Annotated in this window: 14 protein-coding genes; 7 read left to right on the forward strand and 7 right to left on the reverse strand. The window is 76.2% G+C overall.

The features are described from left to right. Window positions 1–3 precede the first annotated feature (3 nt). The 5 genes from alr to EYB28_RS06160 all read left to right on the forward strand — a co-directional run bounded on the left by alr (window position 4) and on the right by EYB28_RS06160 (window position 4,181). Entirely contained in the window at window positions 4–1,314 is a 1,311-nt protein-coding gene (gene alr / locus EYB28_RS06140) for an alanine racemase (RefSeq protein ID WP_166845718.1), read from the forward strand. Then, a complete protein-coding gene (gene tsaE / locus EYB28_RS06145) occupies window positions 1,311–1,871 on the forward strand; it encodes a tRNA (adenosine(37)-N6)-threonylcarbamoyltransferase complex ATPase subunit type 1 TsaE (RefSeq protein WP_166845720.1) in 561 nt (186 codons plus the stop codon). The genes alr and tsaE overlap by 4 nt, the downstream gene beginning before the upstream one ends. A 27-nt stretch (window positions 1,872–1,898) precedes the next feature. Next, a complete protein-coding gene (gene tsaB / locus EYB28_RS06150; RefSeq protein ID WP_166845722.1) occupies window positions 1,899–2,630 on the forward strand; it encodes a tRNA (adenosine(37)-N6)-threonylcarbamoyltransferase complex dimerization subunit type 1 TsaB in 732 nt (243 codons plus the stop codon). Further along, window positions 2,627–3,214 (forward strand): ribosomal protein S18-alanine N-acetyltransferase, encoded by a 588-nt coding sequence (gene rimI / locus EYB28_RS06155; RefSeq protein WP_166845724.1) that lies wholly within the window; start codon window positions 2,627–2,629, stop codon window positions 3,212–3,214. Before tsaB ends, rimI begins: the two co-directional genes overlap by 4 nt. An 85-nt stretch (window positions 3,215–3,299) precedes the next feature. Beyond that, window positions 3,300–4,181: a sulfurtransferase gene (locus EYB28_RS06160; RefSeq protein ID WP_166845726.1), complete on the forward strand. Its 882-nt coding sequence runs from the start codon at window positions 3,300–3,302 to the stop codon at window positions 4,179–4,181. A gap of 41 nt (window positions 4,182–4,222) precedes the next feature. Here the strand turns inward: EYB28_RS06160 and EYB28_RS06165 are convergent, their stop codons facing one another. Continuing rightward, a complete protein-coding gene (locus tag EYB28_RS06165; RefSeq protein ID WP_166845728.1) occupies window positions 4,223–4,843 on the reverse strand; it encodes a malonic semialdehyde reductase in 621 nt (206 codons plus the stop codon). Window positions 4,844–4,932: 89 nt separating this feature from the next. After that, the gene (locus tag EYB28_RS06170) at window positions 4,933–5,211 is read right to left on the reverse strand and encodes a 2TM domain-containing protein (RefSeq protein WP_166845730.1); all 279 of its coding nucleotides are present in this window, start codon (window positions 5,209–5,211) and stop codon (window positions 4,933–4,935) included. 286 nt (window positions 5,212–5,497) lie between these two features. Here EYB28_RS06170 and EYB28_RS06175 point away from each other — a divergent pair, with 286 nt between their 5' ends. Continuing rightward, window positions 5,498–6,694, forward strand: a complete 1,197-nt coding sequence (locus EYB28_RS06175) for an NAD(P)/FAD-dependent oxidoreductase (protein ID WP_166845732.1) — start codon at window positions 5,498–5,500, stop codon at window positions 6,692–6,694. An 18-nt stretch (window positions 6,695–6,712) separates the two neighbouring features. On the opposite strand, the gene EYB28_RS06180 is transcribed toward EYB28_RS06175, so the two are convergent. Next, window positions 6,713–7,786 carry a substrate-binding domain-containing protein gene (locus tag EYB28_RS06180; protein ID WP_166845734.1) on the reverse strand — a complete coding sequence of 358 codons (1,074 nt, stop codon included), beginning with the start codon at window positions 7,784–7,786 and terminating at the stop codon, window positions 6,713–6,715. An 89-nt stretch (window positions 7,787–7,875) separates the two neighbouring features. Between EYB28_RS06180 and EYB28_RS06185 the strand changes: the two genes are divergently transcribed. Beyond that, window positions 7,876–8,280, forward strand: coding sequence for a MarR family transcriptional regulator (locus EYB28_RS06185; RefSeq protein ID WP_166845736.1), 405 nt, complete (start codon window positions 7,876–7,878; stop codon window positions 8,278–8,280). Here the strand turns inward: EYB28_RS06185 and EYB28_RS06190 are convergent. Genes EYB28_RS06190 through EYB28_RS06205 form a run of 4 tightly spaced genes read right to left on the reverse strand, consistent with a single transcriptional unit; the run spans window position 8,224 to window position 11,545 of the window. Further along, the gene (locus EYB28_RS06190) at window positions 8,224–9,222 is read right to left on the reverse strand and encodes a HoxN/HupN/NixA family nickel/cobalt transporter (protein WP_166845738.1); all 999 of its coding nucleotides are present in this window, start codon (window positions 9,220–9,222) and stop codon (window positions 8,224–8,226) included. The genes EYB28_RS06185 and EYB28_RS06190 overlap by 57 nt on opposite strands. Continuing rightward, window positions 9,219–10,031: an urease accessory protein UreD gene (locus EYB28_RS06195; RefSeq protein WP_166845740.1), complete on the reverse strand. Its 813-nt coding sequence runs from the start codon at window positions 10,029–10,031 to the stop codon at window positions 9,219–9,221. Before EYB28_RS06195 ends, EYB28_RS06190 begins: the two co-directional genes overlap by 4 nt. Continuing rightward, a complete protein-coding gene (gene ureG, locus EYB28_RS06200; RefSeq protein ID WP_166845742.1) occupies window positions 10,024–10,824 on the reverse strand; it encodes an urease accessory protein UreG in 801 nt (266 codons plus the stop codon). The genes EYB28_RS06195 and ureG overlap by 8 nt, the downstream gene beginning before the upstream one ends. Further along, window positions 10,817–11,545 (reverse strand): urease accessory protein UreF, encoded by a 729-nt coding sequence (locus tag EYB28_RS06205; protein ID WP_240930412.1) that lies wholly within the window; start codon window positions 11,543–11,545, stop codon window positions 10,817–10,819. Before EYB28_RS06205 ends, ureG begins: the two co-directional genes overlap by 8 nt.

Here is an 11,545-nt window from a genome sequence, read left to right on the forward strand (position 1 = left end):
TCCATGACCGTGAGCACTCGGTCCGTGCAGCCGCGGCAGGTCCCGTTCGCCGACGTCCCGTTCCCCGACGGCGCGTCGTCGCGCGCCGTCGTCGACCTCACGGCGATCCGCGACAACGTCCGTGCTCTCGGCCGGCACGCCGCCGACGCCCAGGTGATGGCCGTCGTCAAGGCCGACGCCTACGGCCACGGGCTGCTCCCGGTGGCGCGGGCGGCGCTCGCGGGCGGCGCCGCCTGGCTCGGGACCGCCGTGCCGGCGGAGGCGCTCGCCCTGCGCGCCGGCGGCGTGACGGGCGTGCCCGTGCTCACCTGGCTGACCGCCCCCGGCGCCCCGTTCGACCGGCTCGTGGCCGAGCACGTCGACGTCGGGGTCGCGGCTCCCTGGGCGCTGGACGAGGTCGCGGCCGGCGCCCGCGCCGCGGGCGTGCCCGCGCGGGTGCACCTCAAGGTCGACACCGGGATGGGCCGCAACGGCATCATGCCCGCGGACCTGCCCGACGTCGTCCGGCGTGCGGCGGCGCTGGAGGCGTCCGGGGAGATCCGCGTCGTCGGGCTCTTCTCCCATCTGGCGTGCGCCGACGACCCGGGCCACCCCTCGATCCTGCGGCAGGCCGAGGCGTTCGACGACGCCGCGCGCACGCTCGCCGCGGCCGGGCTGCGGCCGGAGGTCCGGCACCTCGCCAACTCGGCCGGCGTCGTGACCGACCCGCGGCTGCACTACGACCTGGTACGGCCCGGCATCTCCGTGTACGGGCACAGCCCCGACCCGCGCCTCGGCACGCCGAGCGACCTCGGCCTGCGGGGCGCGATGACCCTGCAGGCCAGGCTCTCCACCGTCAAGGACGTCCCGGCCGGACAGGGCGTCTCCTACGGGCACACCTACGTGACGCCGCGGGCCACGCGCCTCGGCGTCGTCCCCCTCGGGTACGCCGACGGCGTCCAGCGGCACGCCTCCGGCGGCAGCGAGGGCGTCGGCGGCCCGGTCGGCGTCGGACAGGGGGAGTCCGCGCGCGTGCTGCGCGTCGCCGGGCGCGTGTGCATGGACCAGCTCGTCCTCGACCTGGGCCCGGGGGCGGACGAGCGGCCGGGCGACGTCGTGACGCTGTTCGGCGGGTCCGACGGCGTCGCCCGGGGCGCCACGGTCCCGAACGCCGAGGACTGGGCGCAGGCCGCGGGAACCATCAGCTACGAGATCGTCACCGGGATCGGGGCACGCGTCCCCCGGGTGCACGTGGGCGGCGCGGACGGCGCCGAGCCCGCGACGCCCGGGGTCGCGCGGGCCGCGAGCCACGGGGCGGGAAGGACGGCACAGTGACGGACGGACCGCAGGCCCGCGTGGACCTGCCCGACGCGGCGGCGGCACGCGCCCTCGGCGCGGCGCTCGCGGACGTGCTGCGCGCGGGCGACCTCGTGATCCTCACGGGCGACCTCGGCGCGGGCAAGACCACCCTCACGCAGGGGCTGGGAGCCGCGCTCGGTGTGCGCGGCCAGGTGGCCTCGCCGACGTTCATCGTGGCGCGCGAGCACCCGCCGCTGCCGCGCCCCGACGACGCGCCCGGCACGCGCCGGCCGGGCCTCGTCCACGTGGACGCGTACCGGCTGGGCGGGCTGGACGAGCTCGACGCCCTCGACCTGGACTCCTCCCTGGACGAGTCCGTGACCGTCGTCGAGTGGGGCCGCGGCCTCGCGGAGGCGCTCACGGAGGACCGGTTGGAGATCGACCTGGAGCGGCCCCGCGGTGCCGCGGACGCCCCCGGGTCGGACGACGACCCGGAGGCCGGGACGCGCCACGCCACGCTGCGCGGCGTCGGCCCGCGCTGGGCGGGCGTCGACCTGGAGGCCCTGGCCTCCGCGGCCCGCGCGTCGCGGTAGCGCCCGGCCTCTCAGTAGGCTGGGGGCGTGGCAGTTCTCGCACTCGACACCTCCGCCGCGGTCTCCGTCGCGCTGCTCGACGACGACGGCGGCCGGCTCGCCGCCCGCGCCAGCGACGAGCGACGCCGGCACGCGGAGTCCCTCGCCCCCCTCATCAGCCAGGTGCTCGACGACGCCGGCCTCGACCGCACGTCGCTGACGGCCGTCGCCGCGGGCACCGGCCCGGCGCCGTTCACCGGCCTGCGCGTCGGGCTGGTCACGGCACGCACGCTCGCGCTGAGCCTCGGGATCGACGCCCTCGGCGTACCGAGCGTGGACGCGCTCGCCGCGCAGGCCGTCGCCGACCTCGGCCTGGCCCCGGGCGACGAGGTGCTGGTGGCGACCGACGCGCGGCGCAAGGAGGTCTACTGGGCCCGGTACGCCGTCGTCGCGCACGAGGGACCGCACGGTGTGCCCGTCGTCGACACGCTCGACGGGCCCGCCGTCGCCAGGGCGACCGACGTGGCCGCCGGGCTCGCCGCGCCCGCCGACGGGCGGCTCGTGATCGTCGGGGAGGGCGCTGCGCAGTACGCGGACGTGCTGCCGCCGGACGACGACGGCCCGCTCGTGCCCGCCGCGACCGTCCTCGCCCGGCTCGCCCTCGCCCGCCGCGCCGCCGGCGCGGACCTGCCCACCGAGCCGCTGTACCTGCGCCGGCCCGACGTGCAGCTGCCGGCCGCGGCGCAGCGGGTCGTGCCCGCCACCGGGAGCCCGGCATGACCAAGGACCAGCGCGAGGGCAAGGTGAGGGATGAGGACGGGTACACGCCCGTGTGCCGCCTCCGTCCGCTGGCGAGCTCCGACTTCGACCGGGTGCTCGAGCTCGAGCGGGTGCTGTTCGGCGCCGGCGCCTGGACGTACGGGATGCTCGCGGACGAGCTCGCGGCCCTCGGGCGGTGGTACGTGGTGGCCGAGCCGACGGGCCCGGACGCCTCGGTCGTCTACGGGCCGGGGCCCAAGCCGGTGGTGGGGTACGCGGGTCTGTGGTTCGACGGCGACGTCGCCCAGGTGATGACGGTCGGCGTCGACCCGTCCTACCAGCGCCACGGGGTGGGCCGCGCGCTGCTGACCGCGCTCGTCTCACGGGCGCGGGAGCTCCGGGCGAGCGCCGTCCTGCTCGAGGTGCGGGTCGACAACGAGGCGGCGCTCTCGCTGTACGAGCGCGCCGGCTTCGAGCGCATCGGGCTGCGCCGGCGCTACTACCAGCCGGAGGACAAGGACGCCTTCACGATGCGGCTCGACCTGAGCGCCGCGCGGTCCTCGGGCACGGGCGACGACGGGCCGGGCGTCGGGGACGCGGCATGAGCGCGAGGAGCCCCCGCGGAGGTAGCGCGAGGGACGAGGGCTGCCGGAGCGAGGCACCGCAGCGGTCGTGCAAGAGGGGCACGGCGTGAGCGCGACACCGGCGCGTGCACGGGTCCTGGTCGGCGTGCGCGAGCTGGCGGCCGACCTGCGGGTCGGTGAGGGCACGGACCCGGCCGAGGGCGCCCCGCTGCTGCTCGACGTGCGTTGGGCGCTGGGGATGACCGACGGTCACGAGCGCTACCTGGCGGGGCACCTGCCCGGCGCGGTGTACGTCGACCTGGAGTCGGAGCTGGCGGCGTCGCCGTCGCCGTCCGAGGGCCGGCACCCGCTCCCGTCGACGGCGGAGCTGCAGGACTCGGCACGGCGGTGGGGCGTGCGCGCATCGTCGCGCGTCGTCGTGTACGACACCGTCGGCGGGACGTCGGCCGCCCGCGCGTGGTGGCTGCTGCGCTACTTCGGCGTCGCGGACGTGCGCATCCTCGACGGCGGGCTGCCCGCCTGGGTGCGGGCGGGACTGCCCGTGGAGCCGGGGGAGGTGCGCCGGGAGCGGGGCGACGTCGTGCTGCACCCGGGCCACCTGCCGGTCCTGGACGCCGACGGCGCCGCGGAGGTCGCGGACGAGGGCATGCTGCTGGACGCGCGTGCCGCGGAGCGCTACCGCGGCGAGGTGGAGCCTGTCGACCCGCGGGCGGGCCACCTGCCGGGCGCGGTGTCCGCGCCGACGACGGACAACCTGGGGCCGGACGGGTGCTTCCTGCCGGACGACGCGCTGCGCGAGCGGTTCGCCGACCTGGGCCTGTCCTCGGACGGGGAGATGCCGGGGGTGTACTGCGGGTCGGGGGTGACGGCGTCCCACGAGGTCGCCGCGCTCGCGACGATCGGGGTCACCGCCGCCCTGTACCCCGGCTCGTGGTCGCAGTGGTCGTCGGACCCGGCGCTGCCGGTGGCGACGGGGGCGCGCCCCTGAGGCGTCCGCCCCGGGCAGGGGCGGACTCCCCGGGGAGGGGATCAGGCCAGCGCGGCGATCTGGTCGAAGTCGAGGCGGGGCAGGCGCGGGTGCGGCGTCCCGGCGCCCTCGGCGATGCCGACGTTCACGACCATGAAGGACTTCCAGCCGGAGTCTTCGAAGAACTCGGCGTCGACGGCGGCGAAGTCCATGCCGTTCATCGGGCCGGCGGACAGCCCCGCGGCGCGGAGGCCGACGATCAGGTAGCCGGCCTGGATGAGGGCGTTGGAGCGGGCCATGTGCTCGCGCGCGGCGGCGTCCGGCTCGAGCTGGTCCTTGATCCCGGGGGCGACGGGGAACAGGTCGTCCATGTGCTGGTGGAAGGCGGGGTCGGCGGCGAGCACGAGGGAGACCGGCGCGGCCTCGACCTTCGGCTTGTTCCCGTCGGCCATGTGCGGAACCAAGCGGGACCTGCCCTCGTCGGACCGCACGACCAGCACGCGCAGCGGCAGCGTGTTCATCGCGGTCGGCCCGAACTTGGCGAGGTCCCAGGCGGCGGCGAGCTGGGCGTCCGTGACCTCCTCGTCGGTCCACTGGAACGACGTGCGGGCGGTGCGGAAGAGTCGGTCGGCGACCGTGTCGTCGACGGCCAGGGGTGCGGGGGCGAGCGTGGTCTCGGTCATGCTTGCCCGAACATATTGATGCATTCGGATGATTCCGTGCGGTGGCGTGATCTCGCGCACACCGCGACGAGAGCGGCGGGAGGACCGCGTCACCGTCGGCGCAGCGCCTCGATCTCGGCGCGGATCCGCGCTTCCGAGGGCGTCGGGGCGAAGACGTCCCACGCGTGGAAGGCCAGGCCGATGCCCCAGCCGAGCATCGGGAAGACCGGCCAGAAGAAAGGGGCACCGGTCATCCACCAGATGACCACGAGGGCACCGTTGACCAGCACGTAGGCCACCACGTGCGTCCACAGTCCGCGGCGGGCCTCCAGCCGCTTGATCGCCAGGGCTCGCAGGTCGGCCGACCCCGGCTCCGACGGCTCTTCCATGATCCGCTCCTTCGTCCGTGCCCCCCACCGGGGGCGGCAGCCCTCCTGTGCCCTACCGTCGCCCCACTGGCCGCGGACCCACCAGGGCCGTCGGACCCGGGTACGGGGGCCGACGGCCCTGGCCCCGGCCCGGCGCCGCACGCGCGGGAGGTGCCGAACGTCCTACCGCCGGATGACCAACGCCTGTCGCGCGGGCGGCCGTGCCCGGCGGACCGTGGACGCATGGCCGTGCGGGGGCCGCCCCGTCCCGGGTGGCCCCGACGGCCCCGTCGAAGGAGTCGTCCCCATGCCCGCACGCATCCTCGTCCTCGGCGGCAGCTTCGCTGGACTCACCGCCGCCCTGTCCGTGCGTTCGCGCCTGCGGGCCGAGGCCGAGGTCACCGTGGTGGCCGCCTCAGACCGGTTCGTGTTCAACCCGTCCCTCATCTGGCTGCCGTTCGGACGGCGCGGCCGCACCGATGTCTCGTTCCGTCTCGCCCCGACCTTCGCCCGGCACGGCGTGCGCTTCGTGCACGCGGCGGCGACCTACGTCGACCCCGAGGCGCACCGGGTCGAGACGACCGCGGGCGAGCTCGAGTACGACTACCTCGTCATCGCCACCGGCTACCGCAACGACCTCGACGTCGTCCCCGGCATGCACGACACCGCGACGATCACGACCCTCGCCGACGCCGAACGGACCGGGGACGCGTGGCGACGCTTCCTCGACGAGCCGGGCGACGTCGTCGTCGGCGCGACCCAGCGGGCGAGCTGCTTCGGCGCCGCCTACGAGTTCCTGTTCAACACCTCCTACCAGCTGCGCCGGGCGGGCCTGCACGGCAAGGTCCGGCTCACCTACGTCACCTCGGAGCCGTACGCGGGACACTTCGGCATCGACGGCATGCCCGGGGCGAAGGCGCTGATGGGGATGTTCGCTCGCAAGGAGGGCATCACGATCGAGACCAACCAGGCGATGCGCGAGATCCGCCCGGACGCCGTCGTCCTCGCCGACGGACGCGAGGTGCCGTACCGGTTCGCGATGGTCGTCCCGCCGTTCCACGGCCAGGACTTCCTCGCCAAGACGCCGGGACTGGTGGACGCCGGAGGCTACGTCCCCGTCCGCCCGACGTACCAGTCCCTGCACTGGGACGACGTGTACGCGGTGGGGATCGCGTCCGCCGTCCCGGTCCCCTGGGTGACCCCCGTCCCGACCGGCGTGCCGAAGACCGGCTTCCCGACGGAGCAGCAGGCGCACGTGGCCGCGAAGAACATCGTCGACCAGGTGCGCGGGGCGGAGCCGGGCACGCGCAAGGAGTTCGCGCGGATCCCGGCTCTCTGCGTGATGGACGCGGGGAACAACGGCGTCGCCATGCTCGCGGACCGGATGCTCCCACCACGCCGCGTCGCGATGATGGTCCCCGGGCCCCAGAACCACCTGGCCAAGGTCGCCTTCGAGAAGTACTCCCTGGCCAAGATGCGGCGCGGCCTGGTCCGCCTGCCCTGACCGTCCTGGCGTGCCGGGTCAACGGTGGGGGCGCCGGTCGAGCTGCGCGAGCAGGTCGAAGTCGTACCCGTCCGCGCGCGCCAGGTACAGCCGGTGCTCGGCATGGTTGCCGCGGAACTGCATGACGCCCCGCGGACCCTCGTAGACCAGCCCGTCCACCACGCGGTCGGTCGCGGCCACGTCGGCGCTGCCCGCCTGCTCGACGATCCGGCGCAGCGCGACGACGCCCTCGTAGCAGGCCTCCGCGGCGGCGCCGACGGCCGGCGCGTGCGCGCCGTGGTGCGCGGCGTACCGCCCCACCAAATCGAGGGCGTCGCCGGTGGCTAGGCTGCGGAACCACCCGCCCGCCGAGTACAGGTTCGCCGTCGCGCCGGCGCCGGAGCCCATGAGCATGTTCTCCTCCATGAGGGTGCTCAGGCGCGCGACCCGCTCGTGCAGCCCGCGGCGGGCGAAGTGCCGGTTGAAGCGCACGCCGTTCTGGCCGACCATCAGCAGCAGGACGCCGTCCGCGCCCGACGTCTCGACGGCGTCGAGCGTCTCGGAGAGGTCGGCGGGGCTCGCGCCGCGCTCGGGCAGGAACCGGGCGCCGACGAACGAGGCCCCGAGCGCGGCGAGCTGCGGCGCCAGCGCCTCGACGGTGCCCCGCGGCCACGCGTAGTCGTCGCCGACGACGAACCACCGGCGGGCGCCCGTGTCGGCGCGGAGGCGGTCGATCGCGGGGAAGAGCTGTGCCGAGGGGACCTCGCCGGTCACGTACAGCCCCGAGCGGTGCTCGGTCCCCTCGTACGCGGCGGGGTAGACGTACGGGACGCGGCGCTGGACCAGCGGCACGACGGCGTTGCGCACCGCGGAGGTGTGCCAGCCGGTGAGCGCGTCGATCCGGCGGTCGTCCAGCGCCCGCCGGAGCCGCTGGCCGAGGTCGGCCAGGGGCTCGCCGGCGTCGAACAGCTCGGCGCGCACGGGGCGCCCCAGGATGCCGCCGGTCGCGTTGATCTCGGCGACGGCGAGCTCGGTGACGGCCTGGCACGAGGGGCCGTAGATCCCGCCCGGCCCCCGGAAGTGCAGCAGGACGCCGACGACGAAGTCCGACATCTCGTCCCGTCCACGCAGGGGGCCAACCGATCGCGGGCCCCGGCCTGTGCTGGCGGGTAGTCTACGAGCGACGGGAGGGCGGGATCAGCATGCGGACACCACAGGACGCGACACGTGGCACGGACGCCGTCGAGTCGACGCTGGCCGCCGCCGTCCTGCGCGAGTCCGTGGTGGGGGCGCGCCGTGCCGCACGCCGCGCCACCCGGGCGCTGCGGCAGGACGGGTTCGTGCTCGACGAGTGGCTCGTGCTCGACGCGCTCGCGGGGGCGGACGGCCTGACGATGTCCGAGCTGCGCGACGCCACCGTCATCGACAAGGCCACCCTCGGGCGCCGCGTCGACGCCCTGGTGACGCGCGCGCTGGTCTACCGCGAGGTCGACGCCCTGGACCGGCGGGTGATCCGGGTCCACCTGTCCTCGCGCGGGAACGACGTGCTGTCAGGCCTGACGGCGCGGCTGGCGCACGGTGAGCAGGCCGACACCCCAGACCGCTAGCAGCACCACCGTGAGGACGACGCCGAAGGAGCCGATGTCCGCCGTCGCGCCCGGCACCGACGCCAGGGCCGGGACGTGCTCCGCGCCCACCTGCACCAGCGTGACGGTGGCGATCGTCAGGGCGGCGAACGCCGAGACGCCGGTGACGAGCACGTCGTAGCGGCGTCGGGGGCGCGCGTCACCGGCCCAGGAGTAGACGCGCCGCGCCACGGCTCCCTGCGACGAGTCCAGCAGGGACATGCCGGCCGCGAACAGCAGGGCGAGCGGGACCGCCGCGTACCACGTGCCCTCGTTCAGGGAGACGACGGCCGTGGTGGCCAGCAGGCCGATCGAGGTGGCCGTGTCGAACCCGAGGCCGAACAGCAGCCCGACGCCGTACATCCGCCGTGGTCGGTCGGTGGCCCACTCGAACCGCCGCAGCACCCACGAGACCGGACCGCCGGCCGGGCCACCCGCCACGCCGTCCGCCGCCCGGCCGGCCCGCAGCGTGCGGCGCAGCAGCATCAGGTTGACCGTCCCGACGAGCAGCAGGAACGTGGACGCGACCAGCGGCCCCCAGACACCGGTGACCCGGTGCAGCCATGACGCGTCGTCGTCGAGCAGGGGCGCGAGGGCTCGGACCCCCAGGGCCAGGAGCAGCGCGGCGGCGAGGACGACGGTCGAGTGCCCCAGGGAGAACCAGAGCCCGACGCCGTGCGCGTCCCGGCCGGTGCGCACGAGCCTGCGCGTCGTGTTGTCGATCGTCGCGATGTGGTCCGGGTCGAACGCGTGCCGCAGCCCGAGCCCGTAGGCCGTCAGCCCGACGGTGAGCAGCACGGCCGCCCCCTGCCCTGCCGAGGCCGCGACGAGCGCGAGACCGCCCGCCCCGGCGACGTGCAGGCCGGCCACGATCGGCACGGTGGGGCGGCGGCGTGACAGGGGCGCGGTCGTGATCGCGGTCATCTCTCCTCCAGGAAGGGTGGTCCGGCGCCGAGCCGGCGCTCGATCGGGCTGAGGTGGGCGGCGTCCCCGAGCCAGCGGGTGACGGTGCCCCCGCACTCGAGGTGCATCGTCGTGGCCCCCGCCGGGAGCGCGCCGGCGAGCGCCCCCGACGACCAGGACCGGTCGGAGCCGGCGCGCTCATCGGTGCCGTCGAGGACGCTCAGGGTGTCGAGCACGCGGTGGCCGCCGAGCACGCCGGGCACCGGGGCGGCACCGCAGACGTCGACGTCCTCGACGAGGAGCGGCCCCGTGTCGTCGGACACCGCGCTGCGCACCACGACGCGGCCGCCGCGCTCGCCGTGGCGCCCCAGGACCACCGTCTCGCGCAGGACGAGTCCCGCCCGCGGCCCGAGGCGCGCGGTCGTGGACCGCGCCACGTCGGCGCCGTCGCACACGACGAACGGCATCCCGTACCACTCGAGCCGGGCGTCGTCGTCGAGCTCGATCTCGACGTCCCAGCGGCTCGGCACACCGTCGGCGTCGTAGGCGACCGTGCCGCCGACATCGGTGATCCGCAGGGCGCAGCCGGCGCCGACGCGGACGCGGACCACGACGTGGTCGCCGCCGAGGAGGACGGCGCCGGTCGCGACCAGCGCCACCTCGGCGCGGTCCGGCCCGCGGGACACGGTGCGCACGGCGAGCAGGCCGTCGGCCGACGTAACCCGGACGGGGCCGCCCGGCGTTCCCGGCCGCGTCACCTCGACCGTGGTGGTCGTGGGCGCTGCCGTGCGGCCGGGGGCGGCGACGGTCGCCGCCCCCGGTTCAGCCACGCCCGGGCGCACGCGCGGGCTCGTGCTGCTCGTCGTGCGCGTGCTGCCCGTGGTGCTCGTGCGCCGTGTCCCCGTCGGCGTGGCTGTGCAGGATCCCGCCGTCCTCGTCGGCGTGGAAGTGCGGCGCCATCGGGCCGGGGTCGTGGGCGACGTGGGTCCCGGCGCGGTACTCCGCCAGGACGCCGAGCAGCCAGCCGCGCAGGGCCGCCACCGACGCGGGGTCGGTGCGGGACAGGGCGACGACGGCGCGGCCGTCGCGGGCGGTCGACGCGTCAGCCACCATGCGCTCCACGTCCACCCCGACGTGCGGCGCGAGGTCGGTCTTGTTGACGACGAGCAGGTCGGCGCGGCCGATCCCGGGGCCGCCCTTGCGGGCCACGTCCCCGCCTCCCGCGACGTCGAGCACGAAGATCTGCGCGTCGACGAGCGCGGGGGAGAACGTCGCGGTGAGGTTGTCGCCCCCCGACTCGATGACGACCAGGTCCAGCGGGGCGAAGTCCGCGGCGAGATCCTCCGCCGCGAGGAGGTTCGCGGTGACGTCGTCGCGGATGGCGGTGTGCGGGCAGGCCCCCGTCTCGACCGCACGGATGCGCTCGGGGTCGAGCACGCCGGCCGACCGCAGGAACCGCGCGTCCTCGTCGGTGTAGATGTCGTTGGTGATGACGCCGATCTCGAGCTCGTCGGCCAGAGCGCGGCACACGGTGGCGATGAGCGACGACTTGCCGACGCCGACGGGCCCGGCGACGCCGAGCCGCAGGGGGCGGGTGGTGGCGGGGGTCTGGGTCTCAGGCACGGAACAACCTCTTCTCGTTCTCCAGGGCGTGGGCCTCCGCCCAGCCCTCGGTCTGCGGTGCCCCGGAGGCCGGGACGTCCTCCGGGGTGCGGCACGCGGCGACGCGGTCCACGTGGGGTTCCGCGGCGGCGCACGCGTCGAGGACCCACCGCGCGGCGGTCAACGGGTCCGACGGTTCGAGCTTGAGCAGGGCCGACGCCGCCGTCTGGGCGTCGTCGTACACGGTGAGGCGGACGACGTCGGCGGGCGGCAGGCCGGTCGCGGCGGCCACCGCACCGAGCACGACGGCGCGGGGCGGGGCGTCGCGCACGCCTCGGCCGCCGGCGCCGGACAGCGCGGCCACGGCGGGGTGGTGCGGCCACAGGGTGCGCGCGACCCGCAGGTAGCCGCGCCCGAGGAGCCGGGCGGCGTCGCGCAGCGCACCGGACGGTGTCCGCGCCGACCACGCCCGCACGACGGCGTCGACCGCCCCGGGCGGCGGGCCGGCGGGGGCGCCGAGCAGCCGGGCGGCGACGACCGCCGTCCCCGCCTCCACGAGGCTGACGGTCGTCGCGCGGCCCACCATCCAGGCGGGCACCTGCGCGGCCGGGAGCCCGCCGAGCAGGGCCGGCTCGAGACCGGCGGAGTGGGCGTGGCCGCCGCCGGGCAGCCGTGCGTCCGCGAGCAGCATCGCGACGGTGGCCGGGGCGGGCGCCGCCGGGGCGCGCTGGGGGGTGGTCAC

This window comes from Isoptericola sp. BMS4 (assembly GCF_011634835.1).
GTDB lineage: Bacteria > Actinomycetota > Actinomycetes > Actinomycetales > Cellulomonadaceae > Isoptericola.

Excerpts from the sequence above, each read along its gene's own strand:
- alr (WP_166845718.1), top strand. The coding sequence starts at position 4 with ATGACCGTGAGCACTCGGTCCGTGCAGCCGCGGCAGGTCCCGTTCGCC.
- rimI (WP_166845724.1), top strand. The coding sequence starts at position 2,627 with ATGACCAAGGACCAGCGCGAGGGCAAGGTGAGGGATGAGGACGGGTAC.
- EYB28_RS06165 (WP_166845728.1), bottom strand. The coding sequence starts at position 4,843 with ATGACCGAGACCACGCTCGCCCCCGCACCCCTGGCCGTCGACGACACG.
- EYB28_RS06170 (WP_166845730.1), bottom strand. The coding sequence starts at position 5,211 with ATGGAAGAGCCGTCGGAGCCGGGGTCGGCCGACCTGCGAGCCCTGGCG.
- EYB28_RS06175 (WP_166845732.1), top strand. The coding sequence starts at position 5,498 with ATGCCCGCACGCATCCTCGTCCTCGGCGGCAGCTTCGCTGGACTCACC.
- EYB28_RS06180 (WP_166845734.1), bottom strand. The coding sequence starts at position 7,786 with ATGTCGGACTTCGTCGTCGGCGTCCTGCTGCACTTCCGGGGGCCGGGC.
- EYB28_RS06185 (WP_166845736.1), top strand. The coding sequence starts at position 7,876 with ATGCGGACACCACAGGACGCGACACGTGGCACGGACGCCGTCGAGTCG.
- EYB28_RS06190 (WP_166845738.1), bottom strand. The coding sequence starts at position 9,222 with ATGACCGCGATCACGACCGCGCCCCTGTCACGCCGCCGCCCCACCGTG.